This is a genomic window from Microbacterium sp. PRC9, assembly GCF_031844125.1.
Taxonomy (GTDB): Bacteria; Actinomycetota; Actinomycetes; order Actinomycetales; family Microbacteriaceae; genus Microbacterium.
On record NZ_JAUZUR010000002.1, the window covers coordinates 163,117 to 179,657 of the forward strand.

Sequence of the window (16,541 nt, forward strand, 5' to 3'; positions counted from 1 at the left end):
CGCATGACTGCTCGGGAGTACGACCTCATCGTCATCGGCGGCGGTCCTGTCGGCGAGAACGTCGCCGACAGGGCGACCCAGGGCGGCCTGTCGGTCGTCGTGGTCGAGAGCGAGCTCGTCGGCGGCGAGTGTTCGTACTGGGCCTGCATCCCTTCGAAGGCGATGCTGCGCGCGGGCGCCGCGGTGCGTGCCGCGCAGCGCGTGAAGGGCGCCGCCGAGGCGGTGACCGGAGACGTCGACGTGGCCAGGACCCTGGTGCGCCGCGACGAGTTGGTGCACAACTGGGACGACACATCGCAGGTCGAGTGGCTCCAGGGGGCCGGCATCGATCTCGTCCGCGGGCACGGGCGCCTGACCGGCGAGCGCGAGGTCACCGTCACCGGTGCCGACGGTGGTGAGACCGAGCTCGTCGCCCGCCACGCGGTCGTGGTGTCGACCGGTTCGGCGGCGCTCCTGCCCGACATCCCGGGGCTGCGCGGGGTCGCACCGTGGACCAGCCGCGAAGCCACTGGCGTCCACGACGTCCCGGCCTCGTTGGCGGTGCTCGGCGGCGGCACCGTCGGAACCGAGATGGCGACCCTGTACGCGTCGTTCGGCTCCAACGTGACCGTGATCGCCCGTTCCGGCCTGCTGCGAGGCGTCGAGGCCTTCGCGGGCGAGGCCGTCGAGAAGGCACTGACGGAGGCCGGGACCACCGTCAAGACGGGCGTCGAGGTCGAGCAGGTCTCGCGTGACGACGCCGGCGATGTGGTGCTGGCGCTGTCGGACGGATCCGAAGTGCGGGCGGCCGAAGTGCTGGTCGCCACGGGCCGGGTGCCGCGGACCGAGGATCTCGGGCTCGAGGCGGTCGGGCTCGAGCCCGGTTCCTGGCTCGACGTCGACGACACGCTGCGCGTGCGCGGCGTGGACTGGCTCTACGCCGTCGGCGACGTCAACCACCGGGCGCTGCTGACGCATCAGGGCAAGTACCAGGGCCGCGCTGCGGGCGATGTCATCGCCGCGCGCGCGAAGGCCGCCGACGTCGACGACGCCCCGTGGGGCAGGCACGTCGCCACGGCCGATCACACGGCGGTCCCACAGGTGATCTTCACCGACCCCGAGGTCGCCGCGGTGGGGCACACCGAGAAGTCGGCGCGCGAGGCAGGCCTCCGCATCCGTGTCATCGATTACGACCTGTACTGGATCGCAGGTGCGAGCGAGGTCGCCGACGACTACCAGGGGCGAGCACGGGCGATCGTCGACGAGGAGCGCCGTGTGCTCGTCGGCGCCACGTTCGTCGGGCAGGACGTCGGCGAGATGCTGCATGCGGCCACGATCGCGATCGTCGGCGAGGTGCCGATCGAGCGCTTGTGGCACGCCGTGCCGTCGTATCCGACGATCAGCGAGGTGTGGCTGCGCTGGCTCGAAGAGTACGGCCGCTGATCCCGTGAGGAGGACTGCCATGCGACCCGAACCACTGCCCGCCGGTCCCGGCCAGGAATCGGTCTGGGACTACCCGCGCCCGCCGCGTCTGGAGCGGGTCGGGCGCCGCGTGCAGATCCGGCTGGGCGGCGAGGTCATCGTCGACACCGACGACGTCATCCGTGTCCTCGAGACGAGCCATCCACCGGTCTACTACCTGCCGATCCAGGCGTTCGCCCCGGGGGCGCTCATGCCCGGCGAGGGGTCGTCGTACTGCGAGTTCAAAGGTGGTGCCGCCTACTTCGATGTGCACGGAGGCGACCAGGTGCGCCCGCGCGCGGCGTGGACGTACCCGCGCCCCTCCGCGGGGTTCGAGCAGCTCGCGGGTCGGGTCGCGGTGTACCCGCGTGAGATGGACGGCTGCACGCTCGACGGCATGGAGGTCGTGCCCCAGCCCGGGCGCTTCTACGGCGGCTGGATCACTCCCGACGTCGTCGGTCCCTTCAAGGGTGAGCCGGGCTCGCTGGGCTGGTGAGACACCCGGATGCGGCGACATCCGTCCTGAGAACTGCACAGCGAACGCTCAGGCCGGACTCTTGTTCACCGATATATCGCTAGGTATCGTCAGGGTGTCGGCACACGCTCGTTCAGGAGGTCGTCATGAGCGGTTCGTTCCAGGGATTCGGTTCGCGTCCATCAGGGCAGGGCTCGGGGCTTCCGAGCAGCTTCTGGGATGCGATGGACCAGTTGAAAGACACATTCGAGAAGAGCTTCTCGCCGCGGGCCACGAAGGGAGACGTGCGCGCAGCGGTGCTCGCGATCCTCGCCGAGAAGCCCATGCACGGGTACCAGATCATCCAGGAGATCGAGGAGCGCAGCGACGGCGCGTGGAAGCCGAGCCCCGGCTCGGTGTACCCGACGCTGCAGATGCTCGCCGACGAAGGACTCGTCGCCGCCGAGGAATCGAACGGCAAGAAGACCTACTCGCTCACCGAGGCGGGTCGTGCGGAGGCGTCGGCCGCCGAGGGGCAGTCGGCCCCGTGGGAGGCGGCGGGGGCGCGCGACTCCGGACGCACCGCGCTTCCGAAGGCCGGCGCGAAGCTCGCGCAGGCGGCGGCGACGGTCGGTCGCAGCGGCACGTCCGAGCAGGTGGCCAAGGCCGTCGAAGTGCTCGACGACGCGCGGCGTAAGCTCTACTCGATCCTGGCTCAGGACTGACGGCCGGCGTGCGGGAAGACGGCGTCGACCCGGGTCCGCGGGTTCGGCGGGGCACGCGATCCCGGGCGACCGGGATCGCAGGCACCCCTAACCGCTGAACACCACCGTCCGAGGAGCTTCGATGGCCGACGTCGGGAACCCGCGCGCCCGCTACCGCCGGATCCTGCGCTTCGCCGGCCGGTACATCGCGCAGGCGTGGTGGTACGAGCTCGTCCTGCCCCGGTTCGGCTTCGGCGCGCTCGCCGCGCGCGGCCGCACGCAGCGCCTCCAGAACATCGCCCGCCGGTTCCACGTGCTGGCCGTCCAATACGGCGGGCTCATGATCAAGGTGGGCCAGTTCCTCTCGTCGCGGCTCGACGTCCTGCCGCCCGAGATCACGAAGGAGCTGGAGGGGCTGCAGGACGAGGTCCCGCCGGTGGCCTTCCCGGCGATCCGCGCCCTCGCGGAGGCGGAGCTGGGCATCCCGCTCGGCCGGGCATTCGAATGGGTCGACGAGACACCCGTGGCCGCAGCATCCCTCGGCCAGGTGCATCGTGCGCGACTGACGCCGGCCGACGCGGCCGAGACCGGGTTCGCCGGCGTCGTCGTCAAGGTGCAGCGGCCCGGGATCGAGGAGATCGTCGACGTCGACCTGGCGGCGCTGCGCCGCGTGGCCGGCTGGCTCACCCGCGTGCGGATCGTGCGCGATCACGTCGACCTGCCCGCGCTGGTGGAGGAGTTCGCGCACACCAGCCGTCAGGAGATCGACTACCTTCACGAGGCGCAGAACGCGGAGCGCTTCGCGACGGACTTCGCGGGCGACCCGCGCGTCACGGTCCCCGAGATCGCGTGGGAGCGCACGACGCGCCGCGTGCTGACGCTCGCCGACGTCACCGCGATCAAGATCAACGACGTCGACGGACTGCGGGCCGCGGGCATCGATCCGGCGGAGGTCGCCGTCGAGTTCGCGAACGTGATGTTCGACCAGCTCTTCCTGCGCGGCTTCTTCCACGCCGATCCCCACCCCGGGAACATCTTCGTGACGCCGGTCACGAGGGCCGCCGGCGACACCCGGCACTCGTGGACCCTCACTTTCATCGACTTCGGCATGATGGGCGAGGTCCCCGACAAGCTGCGCCACAACCTGCAGCGGCTCATGATCGCGGTCGCCTCGCGCAACAGCGCGCAGATGATCGACAGCATCCGTGCCGTCGGCGTGCTCCTCCCGTCGGCGGACACGGTCGAGCTCGAGCGCGCCATGACGGCGCTGTTCGGGCGCTTCGGGGGCATGGGGTTCGCGGAGCTGCAGGAGGTCGACCCGCGCGAGTTCCGCCAGTTCGCGAAGGAGTTCGGCGACGTCATGCGGTCACTGCCGTTCCAGCTGCCCGAGAACTTCCTGCTCATCATCCGCGCGGTCTCGCTCACCAGCGGCATGTGCAGCTCGCTCGACCCCGCCTTCAACGTATGGGACGCCGTCGAGCCGTATGCCGCGCGCCTGCTGCGCGACGAGCGCGGCAACGCCGCGAAGGCGATCGCGCAGGAGGCAGTATCGACCGCCGGCGTCATGGCCCGCCTGCCACGTCGCCTGGACGACATGGTCACGCGCATCGAGGATGGGCGCCTGGTCGCCGACGTCCCCAAGCTCGACCGGTGGCTGCGCCGTCTCGAGCGCCTGATCCGGCGCGTCGTGGCGGCCGTGCTGTTCGCCGGGCTGCTGATCAGCGGGGCGGTGCTGCGCGCGGAGGACCTCACGATCGGCACCGTGCTCATGATCGGCTCGCTCGTGCCGCTGCTGTACGCACTGTTCGCAGGCTTCTCCGGCAGGCGCGGCCCGCAGGGCTGAGCGCGCATCGGCAGGTCGAGAAGTCGGGCGACGGATGCTGCGCCCCGGCGCGTCAGCGGCCGTCGAGGTCTGCGATCGCCGCCTCGACCTGCGCCAGCCGAGAGTTCGGGTCGCCGGTGACCTCGATCACGCGAGTGCCACCGAGCAGGTCGGGGTCGTCGGAGAGCTCGAGCAGCGCGTCATCCATGGCCTCGCGCAGCTCCGGGTCCTCGTCCTCGGGCACCCGGATGTCTCCGCCGAGCGGCAGGAGCACGAGCAGGTCCACGTGCGCCATCGCGGCCACGGTGAGGTCGACGGCTCGGGCCGGGTGACCGCCGGGGCGCGACGGGCGGCCGAGCTCGTCGAGGGCGGTGAGGTAGGCGAGGAAGTCGAGCGGGCCCCGCTCGGCGATGACCTTCGCGCCGTTCTCGAACTCGGTGAGGCGCCGGGCCGAGATGCCGAGCTGGGCGAGGAACATTCCCGCAGCGGGCTCGTCGCCTGCCTCATCCAGGAGTTCGTAGGGGTCCGACAGGACCTCGTACCCGGGGTGCGTCGCCGAGAAGTCGCCGATGAGGGTGCTCTTCCCGCTGGCATGGGTGCCCGAGACCACGATCCGCATGATCGGAGCATACGGGTGGCGCGCGTCCGGCTGGGCAGGCTCCCCACCCGCTACGGTGGCACGCAGGAACTCGTCCTCGGGGGTGCGTGTGGTCTGGGCGGTGGTCGTGCGGGTCGCAGATCTGCTGGTGCAGCTCGCCCTGATCTGGCTCGGGCTCCAGATCCTCCTCGTGGATGACATCGAGCCCACCCTTGACGCGCTCGCCGCATGGTGCGCGCTCGGCGGGCTCTACTGGCTGGCATCCGTGATCGCCGTCGGCGTGAGTGCGAAGCGATCGCGGATCGCCGCCCCGCGGTGGATCGGACAGTTCGACGCCCATCCGGTCGTCGCGGCGATCACCGTGTCTGCGACCTTCCTCGCGAGCATCGTCGGAATCGTGGCGGCCATCGAGATCGTCGTGCTGCGGGGCGACCCGGACTGGGCCGGCTGGGTGGAGCCGGTCGGCGTCCTGGCGATGCTGCTGTCGTGGGGGCTGTACCACTGGGGCTTCGCGCGCATCTACGACCGCCGCTACCGCCTCGCCGCCAGTCCGCCGCTGATCTTCCCCGGCACCCCGAACCCGCGCCTGGCCGACTTCGTGTACTTCTCGTTCACGAACGCGACCACGTTCTCGGTGTCGGACGTGCAGGTGGTGACGACGCGGATGAGGTGGACCGTGGTGTGGCACACCACGACCAGCTTCTTCCTCAATGCGCTCATCATCGTCCTCGCGTTCAGCACCATCATCAACGCCGACCTGACGGCTCCCTAGACTTTCGAGCACGGGCGCCCGCGCACGGCGCCCTCGACAGGTGAGCAGAGGAGCGGCGATGCAGCTGGGAATGGTGGGCCTCGGCCGGATGGGCGGCAACATCGTCCGGCGTCTGATGCGGGACGGTCACGAATGCGTCGTATACGACGTCAGCCCGGATGCGGTGTCCGCTCTCGCGGGTGAGGGCGCGGTCGGATCCGAGAGCCTCGCTGACCTCGTGTCGAAGCTGGAGGCACCGCGCGCCGTCTGGCTCATGATCCCCGCAGGGCTCACGGGCAAAGTCGTGGACGAGGTCGCCGCGCTGCTCGATCCTGGAGACATCGTCATCGACGGCGGCAACTCGAACTACCGCGACGACGTGCGCCGAGCGGCCGCGCTGCGCGAGAGCGGCATCCACTACGTCGACGTCGGCACGAGTGGCGGCGTGTTCGGCCTCGAACGCGGGTACTGCCTCATGGTCGGCGGGCCCGACGAGGCTTTCGCCCGCATCGAACCCATCCTGCGAACGATCGCACCGGGGAACGGCGACGTCGAGCGCACGCCCGGCCGCGCCGGAGACTTCGCCCCCGAGGAGCTGGGGTACCTCCACTGCGGGCCGTCCGGCGCCGGCCACTTCGTCAAGATGGTGCACAACGGCATCGAGTACGGGGTGATGGCGGCGCTCGCCGAAGGTCTCAACATCCTCGAGCACGCGGATGCCGGTGTTCAGGAAGCCGAGCACTCCGCCGAGGTCGCACCGCTCGAGGAGCCCGAGTTCTACCAGTTCACGATCGACACCCCGAAGGTCGCGGAGCTGTGGCGCCGGGGTTCGGTGATCTCGTCGTGGCTCCTCGACCTGACCGCGGCGGCGCTCCAGGGCAACCCCACCCTCGACGGCCTCGCGGGGCGCGTCTCGGACTCCGGCGAGGGCCGCTGGACGGTCAAGGCAGCCGTCGACACGGGGGTGCCGGCGCCGGTGCTCGCAGCATCCCTGTTCGAAAGATTCGCCTCGCGCGGCGAGGACCATTTCGCCAACCAGGTGCTCTCGGCCATGCGGCTGCAGTTCGGCGGCCACCAGGAGCTGCCCGCCGGCGACGTGCTCGAGGCGGGCTCGCGCAAGTCGGAGTCGTCGAGCGGCGGTCAGCCCGGGACCGACGGCGCATCGTGACGAAGGCCGACCTCAAGAAGTCGATCGCGGCGTACACCGCCCCCCGTGGGTCGTTCGAGATCGTCGACGTTCCACCGATGCAGTACCTCATGGTCGACGGCCACGGTGACCCCAACACCTCGGACGAGTACGGCGAGGCGGTGGCGGCGGTGTTCGGGGTCGCCTACAAGCTGAAGTTCCTGAGCAAGGCCGAACTCGGCCGCGACTACGTCGTGATGCCGCTCGAGGGCTTGTGGTGGTCTGACGACATGGCGGCGTTCACGTCGGAGCGCGACAAGTCCCGGTGGAGCTGGACGATGATGAGCCTCGTCCCGGAGTGGCTCGACGGCGGCCATTTCCAACGCGCGCGGGACGCGGCCGTCGCCAAGGGCACGTCACCCGCCCTGGAGCGGCTGCGCCTGGCGGAGCTCGCCGAGGGCCGGTGCGTGCAGACGCTCCATGTCGGGTCGTACGACAACGAAGCGCCGGTGCTCGCCGAGATGCACGAGCGCTTCATCCCCGACGCAGGGCTGCGCATGCGTGGGCTGCACCACGAGATCTACCTCGCCGACCCCCGCCGCACGGCCTCCGAGAAGCTCCGCACGATCCTGCGTCAGCCCGTCGACCCCTCGCGCTGACGTTCAGGCGGTCGGCGGCTTCGCGGCGTCGGGCGCGTCCTGCGCCGAGTGGCCGTGGGCGCCCTCCGCCGTGCTGCCCGGACCGCGCGAGATGAGGTTCGTCGCCCATCGTTCGTTGAACCCTGCCAGGAATCCGACGGCGCCCCAGAAGAACCAGCTCGCGATGTGATCGTCGGGGACGGTGAAGATGCCCGCGAGCAGGCCGCTCTTCAAGAAGAACACCACGGCCGCGGCGAAGAACCAGCCGAGGAAGATGCGGTAGATCGCCGCACCCCGGGCGGCCGACTCGATCGTCAGATTGTGCATCCGGTGCATGCGCAGCATGACGCTCACGCAGGCGCCCGCCGCGCCTGCTCCGACGGCGACCAGCACATCGCGCAGAGCCTCGCTCTGGTCCGCCGGCATCGGCCCATGGCGCCACAGCGTGATGACCGCCACGCCGCCCGCGCCGATGAGCAGGAGGAGGAAGAACGTCATCGTGACGCCGCCGAGCAGGCCTCGCGCGTACCGTCGGCGGGCGATCTCGCCCTCTCTGCGCTGGAGGAAGTCTGCCGCGTAGATGATGCGGCCGTTCAGCGCGGTGAGCTCCGAGGTGTGTGGGCCCGGTCCGTCGAGGCCGATCGCGGCGATTCTCACCGCTTCGTGCACGAGTTCGTCGAGCGTGGCGACGTCTTCACCGCGCAGGACGAAACGGCCGCGCAGGATGATCTCGTCCAGCCTGCCGAACTGCTGCGGGGCGCTCACGGCGACGATCAGGGCCGCCTTCTGGAACTGCGCGTCGTCGACGTGGAGGAGGCCGATCGGCTTCTTCCGCGAAGTCGCTCTCTTGCGTGCGGCCGCGCGTGAACGCGCAGCCTCCCGCATCCGTCCGATCTCGAGGGCGATCCACGACCTGCCCTCGGGGATCTTGATGCCGACGGTGGGTGGCGCCGGCAGCGTCGCATCAGCCACGATCGCTCTCCCTTGGCCTCGCGGCGCGGGTTGCGCCGCATGCTGTGAGGAGAGCGCTCACGCGCCTCGTGATACCCCGACGGACGAACGGATGCCGCGACCCGGCCGGTCGCGGCATCCGTTTCTCGTCTTGCTTACGCCGTGGCGCCGGCGCGCTTGGGAAGCACCCAGCCGGCCCGCGGGAAATGGCACGTATAGCCGTTGGGGATGCGGATCAGGTAGTCCTGGTGCTCGGGCTCGGCCTCCCAGAACGGGCCCTCGGGCTCGATCGTGGTGACGGCCTTGCCGGGCCAGAGACCCGACGCGTCGACGTCTGCGATGGTGTCGCGCGCGACCTCGGCCTGCTCGGGGGAGAGCGGGAAGATCGCGGAGCGGTAGCTCGAGCCGATGTCGTTGCCCTGACGGTTCAGGGTAGACGGGTCGTGGATCTGGAAGAAGAACGCAAGGATGTCGCGGTACGAGGTCTTCGTGGGGTCGAAGACGATCTCGACCGCCTCCGCGTGACCGGGGTGCTTGCGGTAGGTCGCGTGCGCGTTCTCGCCTCCGGTGTAGCCGACACGGGTGTCGAGCACGCCGGGCTGGCGGCGGATGAGGTCCTCCATGCCCCAGAAACAGCCGCCGGCGAGGACCGCCGTCTCGGTGCCGGGGGTGCGGGTGATCTCGCCGGTGTCGAAGGGACCGCTGGTCATGATGCGTGCTCCTGGTTCTCGGTGGTGAAGAGGTGTCGGTAGGCGCCGTAGCCCTCGTCCTCGAGCGACGAGGCGGGCACGAAGCGCAGTGCGGCCGAATTCATGCAGTATCTCAGGCCTCCCGCCTGGCGTGGGCCGTCCGGGAAGACGTGCCCCAGATGGCTGTCGGCGCCCGACGAGCGCACCTCGGTGCGCGGCAGGAGCAGCTTCCAGTCCTTCTTGGTCGAGACGGCGTCGGGCTCGATCGGCTTGGTGAAGCTCGGCCATCCGGTTCCGCTGTCGTACTTGTCGGTCGACGAGAAGAGCGGCTGGCCCGAGACGACGTCGACGTAGATGCCGGGCTCGTGGTTGTTCCAGTAGGCGTTGCGGAAGGCGGGCTCAGTGCCCTCCTCCTGCGTGACGCGGTACTGGGTGTCGGTGAGGCGGCTCAGCGCCTCGGCGGTCTTGCGGTACTCGTTGCTCACGATTCCTCCAGGTTCGACGCGGCTGGCTGCGGCGTCATAGAGGAGAACGGATGCCTCACGGGTTTTGGTCCCGCGAACCTGGGAGCGCGCCGTGAGTTCCGTTGCACGCCCCTAGCTGCGATCGACCCCGGGGCGACCGAGGAATGAATGCATTCTGCAGGCGTGGAAGGTATTATGCATGCATGGCCGTCACCGTCACGATCCGCAATGTGCCGGACGACGTGCGCGATGAGCTCGCCGCTCGCGCTGCGCGGTCCGGCAGGTCGCTCCAGGAGTACTTGAGCTTCGAACTTCGCCGCCTGGCGACGACGCCGAGTGCTGCCGAGGCCATCGCACGTGCGCGCCTCAATGCGCAGACGTACCCGCAGCTGAAGATGGATGAGATCGTGGGCGCCGTCGATGCCGAACGGCCCTGATGCTCCCGGCATCCTGGTCGTAGATGCGAGCGTCGTGGTCGCGCTCGTCGCAGCACAAGCCGCACGCACGGCGACGCTCGCGGGCCGGATCGGCAGTGCGAGCCTGCATGCGCCGGCCATCCTCCCGATCGAAGTGGACAGCGCGCTTCGTGGCCTCGAGCGCGGAGGGCGGCTCAGTGCGGCGCAGGCGTCGGCAGCACGTCTGCATGCCCACGCTCTTCCGATCGAGCTGTGGCCATGGGAGCTGCTCGCTGATCGGGCGTGGGCCTTGCGGGCGGACCTTTCGACCTCCGACGCCGGCTACGTCGCGCTCGCCGAGCGACTCGGTGGGACTCTTCTCACCGGCGATCGGCGCATCGCCTCGGCCCGCGTCGCGGGCTGCCCCATCGAGGTCGTCGGCATCTGACCCGGGCTCAGGCCGAGCCGAGCTCGCCGCTGAGGCGGCGGTGGAAGCGCGCCGCAGCATCCGTCATCCCGTGCAGCTCGACGCTCGTTCCGCGCGCCTCGTACTTCGTGACGACGGCGTCGAGGGCGGCGACCGTCGAGGCGTCCCAGACGTGGGTGCGCGAAAGGTCGATGACGACGTGGGGCGGGTCGGCGGCGTACTCGAACTGCGTGGTGAGGTCGTTGCTCGAGGCGAAGAAGAGCTCGCCGTCCACGCGGTAGCGGGCGGTGTGGCCGTCGACCTCGCGCGTCACGGTCGTGAAGTGAGCGACGCGGCGGGCGAACAGCACCATGGCGGCGAGCACGCCGAGGATCACGCCGACGGCGAGATTGTGCGTCCACACCGTGGCCACGACGGTGACGAGCATGACGAGGGTCTCGCTGAGCGGCATCCGCTTCAGCGTCGACGGACGGATGCTGTGCCAGTCGAATGTCATGACCGACACCACGATCATCACGGCGACGAGCGCCGCCATCGGGATGAGCCCGACGATGTCGCCCAGAGCGACGACCAGGATCAGCACCCACACGCCCGCCATGAACGTCGAGATCCGCGTGCGACCGCCGGACGTCTTCACGTTGATCATCGTCTGGCCGATCATCGCGCAGCCGCCGGTGCCGCCGAAGAACGCCGAGGCGATGTTGGCGACGCCGAGTCCCCACGCCTCACGGGTCTTGCGCGAGTGGGTGTCGGTGATGTCGTCGACGAGCTTCGCGGTCATCAGCGACTCGAGGAGCCCCACCAGCGCGGCGGCGAACGCGTAGGGCGCGACGATCTGCAGCGTCTCCCACGTCAGCGGGACGTTCGGGATGAGGAGCTCCGGAAGGCTCCGGGGCAGCTCGCCCTGGTCGGCGACGTTCGGCACCGCCGAGAGGCCGAACACCACGACGACCACCGTCAGCACCGCGATCGCGATGAGCGGTGCGGGGATCGCGCGCGTGATGCGCGGCCAGACGAACAGGATGCCGAGACCCGCGGCGACGAGCACGTACACCGCCCAGGGCACGTCGACGAGCTGCGGCATCTGCGACAGGAAGATCAGGATCGCGAGGGCGTTCACGAAGCCGACCATGACGCTGCGGGGGATGAACCTCATGAGCCGGGCGACGCCCAGCACCGCGAACAGCACCTGGATGAGGCCGGCCAGCGCGATCGTGACGATGAGGTAGTCCGAGCCGTACTCGCGCGCGACGGGTGCGATCACCAGCGCGACCGCGCCCGCGGCGGCGGTGATCATCGCCGGGCGCCCGCCGGTGAACGCGATGACGACGGCGAGCACGAGGGATGAGAACAGTCCCACCCGCGGGTCGACGCCCGCGACGACCGAGAACGCGATCGCCTCGGGGATGAGGGCGAGCGCGACGACGAGGCCGGCGATGACCTCGCGCGTGACGAGCCGAGGGCGCCGCAGCGCCTGCAGCACGGTCGGCTCGCTGCGGTAGCGATCGGCGGAATCGGCGACGGCGGACACGGGCACTCCTCGGGTTTCGCGCGCACCGTTGCGCCCGCACGGGGTGGATGAGGGGAGGGATGCCGCGACCCGCGCGGCCCTTCGACTCTAGCCGCGCACCCGACGACGCCAGCGATCTCAGGGGTCTCCCCGTCGGTCGCGCAGAGTAACGTGGAGGCCGATGTCGGCCTCCGTGTTCACAGGGCATCTGCCCGGTGATCGGGCGTACCGCCGGCTCATCGCGGGACTGTTCTTCGCCGGCGTCGCGACGTTCGCGCAGCTGTACTCGCCGCAGGCGGTGCTGCCGCTGATCGCCGCCGAGTTCGCCGTCCCGCCCGCGACCGCGGCGCTCACGGTGTCGGTGACCACGCTCGCGCTCGCCGTCACGGTCATTCCTTGGTCGGCCGTTGCCGACCGCGTGGGCAGGATCCCCGCGATGACGGTCGGAATCATCGCCGCGACGGTGTTCGGCCTGCTCGCCCCGTTCAGTCCGGACTTCGGCACGCTTCTCGCGCTGCGCCTGCTCGAGGGTGTGGGTCTCGGCGCGGTTCCGGCGATCGCGCTCGCCTATCTCAGCGAGGAGGTGGATGCTGCGCACACGGCGGCCGCCGCGGGCAGCTACATCGCCGGCACGACGATCGGCGGGCTCGCGGGCCGGATCGTGGCGGGACCGGTCGGCGACTTCGCAGGCTGGGAGATCGGGGTCCTCGTCGTCGCCGTCGTGTGCGCGGTCTCGGCGGTCGCGTTCCTGATGCTGGCGCCGAAGGCGCGCGGATTCATCGCGCTGCGGCATCGCCCGCACCCGGGACCGTCGCTGCTGCACCGGCTGGCAGAGAACCTGCGGTCGCGGCGGCAGCTCGCGCTCTACGCGCAGGGATTCCTGCTGATGGGCGGCTTCGTCGCGCTCTACAACTACCTCGGCTTCGCGCTCGCCGAGCCGCCGTACTCGATGCCGCACTGGGCGGTCAGCCTGCTGTTCCTCGCGTACCTCGCCGGCACGGTCGCGTCGCCGGTCGCGGGAACGCTCGCGTCGCGCTTCGGGCGCCTCCCTGTGCTGCTGATCTCGAGCACCGTGATGGCGGCGGGAGCGGCCCTCACGCTCGTGCCGGCCGTCCCCGTCGTCCTGGCGGGCCTCCTCGTCTTCACCGCCGGCTTCTTCGCCGCGCACGCCGTCGCGTCGGGCTGGGCGCCGGTCGCGAGCACCCCGGACGCGAGGGCGCAGGCCTCGTCGCTGTACTACCTCGGCTACTACGGCGGCTCCAGTCTGTTCGGCTGGGCGTTGGGCCTCGTGTTCGTCGCGGCGGGATGGGACGGCGTCGCGGTGGCGGTGCTCGCCCTGATCGCGACGGCCGTGCTCCTGGCGGTGGCGTGGCTGCGGCCGACGCCGTGATGCGCGCAATGAGGGAACAGCGGATGCCGCGGGCCGAGGCATCCGTGGCCGAATGGTGGAGTGCAGCCGCGCTCCCGTCAAGGGGGTGTCAGCTGTTCACCTCGCCGACCTAGAGTCGCTCGAGTGGTGGACCGAGCCCGCGCCCAGCCCGACCACTCGGGCTTTCGCGCCGATATCCAAGGACTGCGTGCGATCGCAGTCGGGTCGGTCCTGCTCTATCACGCGGGCCTGCCGTTCCTGCCGGGCGGCTACGTCGGAGTGGACGTGTTCTTCGTCATCTCGGGCTTCCTCATCACGTCCCACCTCCTGGGACAGCTCGAGAGCCACGGCACGCTGAGATTCGGGGAGTTCTACGCGCGACGTGCGCGTCGGATCCTCCCGGCGTCGTTCGTCGTGCTCGCGCTCTCGGTGGCCGCCGCGCTCATCTGGTACCCGCCGCTGCTGATGAAGGACCTCTGGGCGGCGGCCGTCGCCACGGCGCTGTACGTGCCGAACTACTTCTTCGCCTCCGCGAACTCCGACTACCTCGCCGAGTCATCGAACCCGTCGCTGTTCCAGCACTACTGGTCGCTCGGCGTCGAGGAGCAGTTCTATCTCCTGTGGCCGGTGCTGCTCGCGCTGGTGTGGGTGCTGGTCCGGTCGCGACGAGCGCTCGTGGGTGTGCTCATCGCGGTGGTGGCCGCGTCGTTCGCGCTCTGCGTGTGGCTCACGTTCGCCGCGCAGCCGTGGGCGTTCTTCTCGCTCCCCTCGCGCGCGTGGGAGCTCGGCGTCGGGGGACTCGTCGCCGTGCTGCTGCAGCGGCGGCCCGGGATCGTGGGGGAGCGATGGGCGGCACCCCTGGGCTGGGCGGGCATCGCGGCGATGGCGGCATCCGTCTTCCTCTTCTCGTCCGAGACGCTCTTCCCGGGCGCGGCGGCCGCGCTCCCTGTGCTCGGCACGGCTGCCGTGATCGCGGCGGGCGAGTCGCGCCGCGGACCGACACGGATGCTGTCGGCCCGGGGCATGGTCTTCCTTGGAACGATCTCGTACTCGCTGTACCTCGTGCATTGGCCGGCACTCGTGCTTGCCGGAACCGCGCTTCCGGGGGAGCAGCCGCTGTGGACGACGCTCGGCATCGCCATCGCGTGCGTGCCCGCGGCGTGGCTGCTGTACCGGTTCGTGGAGGATCCGGTGCGCCGGACGCCGCTGCTCACGAAGCGGCGGGCCCGCGTCACGCTGGTGGGCGCGCTGGCCGGCTCGCTCGCGTGCCTGGGGCTCGCCAGCGCCGCGTATGCGGTGGCAGACACCCGGTCGCTGCACGCCGAGCGCGCGGCGTCGAGCACCGTCATCGCCGACGCTCCGCGCGGCACCGACTTCGTGCCCGACAACCTCGCGCCCGCGCTGCGGGACGCGCGCGACAGTCTTCCCGAGGTCTACGACGACGGCTGCATGCTGGGCATCGCCTCGACGGACGCCGAGGGCTGCGTCTACGGGGATCCCGCGGCGCCACGCATCGTGCTCTTCGGCGACTCGCACGCCGCGCAGTGGTTCCCGGCGCTCGAAGGGTTCGCGAGACCGGCGGGGTACTCCGTCGAGGTGCACGCCAAGAGCTCCTGCCCCGCCGCCGACATCGCGTCGCTGCGCCGGGGTGCGCCGTACCCGCAGTGCCCCGAATGGCGCGATGCCGTGATCGACCGCATCAACACCTCGCCGCCCGCCCTGGTGCTCGTGGCGACGTACACCGACCCCGAGCTCGCCCCGGGCGTCGACGACGATGCCGAGACGTGGGCGGCGGCGTTCGGCCGCACGCTCGACGCGATCGACGCGCCCGTCGCGATGATGGCCGACACCCCCGACATGCGGGAGGATCCGGCGCCCTGCCTGTCGGCGCATCTCTCCGACGCGGCGGCCTGCGCGCAACCGCGGACTGTCGCGCTCGAGGGGCCGGCGCGTGACGGCGAGGCGACAGCGGCCGCGAAGCGCGGCATCCCGCTCGTGGATCTCAACGAGTACCTCTGTGACGCCGACGCCTGCCCGCCGATCATCGGCAACACGCTCGTCTACCGCGACTCGCACCACCTCACCGCCGCCATCAGCGCCGACATGGCCGACGTGCTCGGCAGGGCGCTGCAGCCGCTGCTGCCGCCCGCTTCGGGCGGCTGATCGGCGCGACGCCCAGCCGCCGGCAGGACGGCCGTTGCGCGCGGCCCCTCGCGCCCGGAACGATGGGGGACATGCGCGCGGTCGTGTACGAGCGGTACGGGTCGCCCGAGCGGCTCGAGCTGCGCGACGTCCCCCGGCCGGTGCCCGGCGCCGGCGAGGTGCTGGTAGAGGTCGTCGCGACGTCGGTCAACCTGTCGGACTGGGAAGGGCTGCACGGCAGTCCCGCCTATGCCCGGCTCGGCGGGCTGTTCCGGCCCCGCCGGAGGATCCTCGGCTCCGACATCGCCGGCCGGATCGCGGCCGTCGGCGACGGCGCGACCCGCTTCGCGGTCGGCGACGCGGTGTTCGGCGACATCATGCCCCGCTACGGCGGGTTCGCCGAGTTCGTCGCCGTGCCCGAGTCGATGCTGGCTCCGAAGCCTGCCGAGCTGTCGTTCGCCGAGGCGGCCGCTCTTCCGCAGGCTGCGGCGATCGCGACCCATGCCGTCGCGCTGGCGAAGCCGGGAGCACGGATGCTGCTCAACGGCGCCGGCGGAGGCTCGGGGAGTCTCGCGATCCAGCTCGCGGTCCAGCAGGGCGTGCAGGTGACCGCGGTCGACAACGCGGGCAAGCTCGACTTCCTTCGCGCACTCGGTGCGGACGAGGTGATCGACTACCGCCGCGACGACTTCACCCGACAGGGACCGTACGACCTCATCGTCGACCTGGTCGCCCGCCGTTCGGTGTTCGCCTACGCCCGCGCGCTCGCGAAGGGCGGCCGGTGCGTGATGGTGGGCGGAACGGCGAGGACGCTGATACGGATGCTGACCGCCGGCGCGCTGCTCGGAGCACTCACCCGCAAGCACCTGGGTGTGCTCTTCGTGCGCCAAAGGCCCTCCGCGTTCGTGCCGGTCGCCGAACGCTGCGCGGCGGGGGAGGTGCAGGTGCACATCGATCGCGTGTTCCCGCTCGACCAGGTGCCCGAGGCTCTCGCGTGGCACGGTGAGGGCCGCGCCCTCGGCAAGGTCGTGGTGGCGGTGCGCGGGGAGTGACCTCTCAGG

Annotated in this window: 17 protein-coding genes; 12 read left to right on the plus strand and 5 right to left on the minus strand. The window is 70.7% G+C overall.

Going from position 1 to position 16,541, the window contains the following annotated elements; all coding sequences use genetic code 11:
* Positions 1-3 precede the first annotated feature (3 nt).
* The 4 genes from Q9R33_RS04300 (at position 4) to Q9R33_RS04315 (ending at position 4,441) form a co-directional block, all read left to right on the plus strand.
* Complete coding sequence (locus Q9R33_RS04300; RefSeq protein WP_311292973.1) at positions 4-1,422, plus strand: NAD(P)/FAD-dependent oxidoreductase; 1,419 nt, start codon at positions 4-6, stop codon at positions 1,420-1,422.
* A 19-nt stretch (positions 1,423-1,441) separates the two neighbouring features.
* Positions 1,442-1,936: a DUF427 domain-containing protein gene (locus tag Q9R33_RS04305; protein WP_311292974.1), complete on the plus strand. Its 495-nt coding sequence runs from the start codon at positions 1,442-1,444 to the stop codon at positions 1,934-1,936.
* A 125-nt stretch (positions 1,937-2,061) separates the two neighbouring features.
* Entirely contained in the window at positions 2,062-2,619 is a 558-nt protein-coding gene (locus Q9R33_RS04310) for a PadR family transcriptional regulator (protein ID WP_311292975.1), read from the plus strand.
* Between the two features lie 121 nt (positions 2,620-2,740).
* Positions 2,741-4,441, plus strand: coding sequence for an AarF/ABC1/UbiB kinase family protein (locus Q9R33_RS04315; RefSeq protein ID WP_056369239.1), 1,701 nt, complete (start codon positions 2,741-2,743; stop codon positions 4,439-4,441).
* 52 nt (positions 4,442-4,493) lie between these two features.
* Here the strand turns inward: Q9R33_RS04315 and Q9R33_RS04320 are convergent, their stop codons facing one another.
* The gene (locus Q9R33_RS04320) at positions 4,494-5,039 is read right to left on the minus strand and encodes an AAA family ATPase (RefSeq protein WP_310245215.1); all 546 of its coding nucleotides are present in this window, start codon (positions 5,037-5,039) and stop codon (positions 4,494-4,496) included.
* A 55-nt stretch (positions 5,040-5,094) separates the two neighbouring features.
* Here Q9R33_RS04320 and Q9R33_RS04325 point away from each other — a divergent pair, with 55 nt between their 5' ends.
* The 3 genes from Q9R33_RS04325 to Q9R33_RS04335 are packed head-to-tail and all read left to right on the plus strand — an operon-like array spanning position 5,095 to position 7,554.
* Positions 5,095-5,790, plus strand: a complete 696-nt coding sequence (locus Q9R33_RS04325) for a DUF1345 domain-containing protein (RefSeq protein WP_310245217.1) — start codon at positions 5,095-5,097, stop codon at positions 5,788-5,790.
* Positions 5,791-5,848: 58 nt separating this feature from the next.
* Positions 5,849-6,937 carry a phosphogluconate dehydrogenase (NAD(+)-dependent, decarboxylating) gene (gene gnd, locus Q9R33_RS04330; RefSeq protein WP_310245219.1) on the plus strand — a complete coding sequence of 363 codons (1,089 nt, stop codon included), beginning with the start codon at positions 5,849-5,851 and terminating at the stop codon, positions 6,935-6,937.
* Positions 6,931-7,554: a GyrI-like domain-containing protein gene (locus tag Q9R33_RS04335; RefSeq protein ID WP_311293256.1), complete on the plus strand. Its 624-nt coding sequence runs from the start codon at positions 6,931-6,933 to the stop codon at positions 7,552-7,554. Before gnd ends, Q9R33_RS04335 begins: the two co-directional genes overlap by 7 nt.
* Before the next feature lie 3 nt (positions 7,555-7,557).
* On the opposite strand, the gene Q9R33_RS04340 is transcribed toward Q9R33_RS04335, so the two are convergent.
* The 3 genes from Q9R33_RS04340 to msrB form a co-directional block, all read right to left on the minus strand.
* Positions 7,558-8,505 carry a hypothetical protein gene (locus tag Q9R33_RS04340; protein WP_056369248.1) on the minus strand — a complete coding sequence of 316 codons (948 nt, stop codon included), beginning with the start codon at positions 8,503-8,505 and terminating at the stop codon, positions 7,558-7,560.
* A gap of 134 nt (positions 8,506-8,639) precedes the next feature.
* A complete protein-coding gene (msrA, locus tag Q9R33_RS04345) occupies positions 8,640-9,194 on the minus strand; it encodes a peptide-methionine (S)-S-oxide reductase MsrA (RefSeq protein ID WP_056369249.1) in 555 nt (184 codons plus the stop codon).
* Positions 9,191-9,658 carry a peptide-methionine (R)-S-oxide reductase MsrB gene (gene msrB, locus Q9R33_RS04350; protein ID WP_056369251.1) on the minus strand — a complete coding sequence of 156 codons (468 nt, stop codon included), beginning with the start codon at positions 9,656-9,658 and terminating at the stop codon, positions 9,191-9,193. Before msrB ends, msrA begins: the two co-directional genes overlap by 4 nt.
* 182 nt (positions 9,659-9,840) lie before the next feature.
* Here msrB and Q9R33_RS04355 point away from each other — a divergent pair, with 182 nt between their 5' ends.
* Together Q9R33_RS04355 and Q9R33_RS04360 are read left to right on the plus strand one after the other, a co-directional pair.
* A complete protein-coding gene (locus Q9R33_RS04355; protein WP_311292977.1) occupies positions 9,841-10,074 on the plus strand; it encodes a FitA-like ribbon-helix-helix domain-containing protein in 234 nt (77 codons plus the stop codon).
* Positions 10,058-10,480 (plus strand): type II toxin-antitoxin system VapC family toxin, encoded by a 423-nt coding sequence (locus Q9R33_RS04360; RefSeq protein ID WP_311292978.1) that lies wholly within the window; start codon positions 10,058-10,060, stop codon positions 10,478-10,480. The genes Q9R33_RS04355 and Q9R33_RS04360 overlap by 17 nt, the downstream gene beginning before the upstream one ends.
* Before the next feature lie 7 nt (positions 10,481-10,487).
* Here the strand turns inward: Q9R33_RS04360 and Q9R33_RS04365 are convergent, their stop codons facing one another.
* On the minus strand, positions 10,488-11,990 hold the full coding sequence (locus Q9R33_RS04365; protein ID WP_311292979.1) for a SulP family inorganic anion transporter: 1,503 nt from the start codon (positions 11,988-11,990) through the stop codon (positions 10,488-10,490).
* A 160-nt stretch (positions 11,991-12,150) separates the two neighbouring features.
* On the opposite strand from Q9R33_RS04365, the gene Q9R33_RS04370 reads away from it, so the two are divergent.
* The 3 genes from Q9R33_RS04370 (at position 12,151) to Q9R33_RS04380 (ending at position 16,532) form a co-directional block, all read left to right on the plus strand.
* Entirely contained in the window at positions 12,151-13,359 is a 1,209-nt protein-coding gene (locus Q9R33_RS04370) for an MFS transporter (RefSeq protein ID WP_310245228.1), read from the plus strand.
* Between the two features lie 123 nt (positions 13,360-13,482).
* A complete protein-coding gene (locus Q9R33_RS04375) occupies positions 13,483-15,501 on the plus strand; it encodes an acyltransferase family protein (RefSeq protein ID WP_311292980.1) in 2,019 nt (672 codons plus the stop codon).
* Positions 15,502-15,572: 71 nt separating this feature from the next.
* Entirely contained in the window at positions 15,573-16,532 is a 960-nt protein-coding gene (locus Q9R33_RS04380) for an NAD(P)-dependent alcohol dehydrogenase (protein ID WP_311292981.1), read from the plus strand.
* The last annotated feature ends 9 nt before the right edge of the window (positions 16,533-16,541 follow it).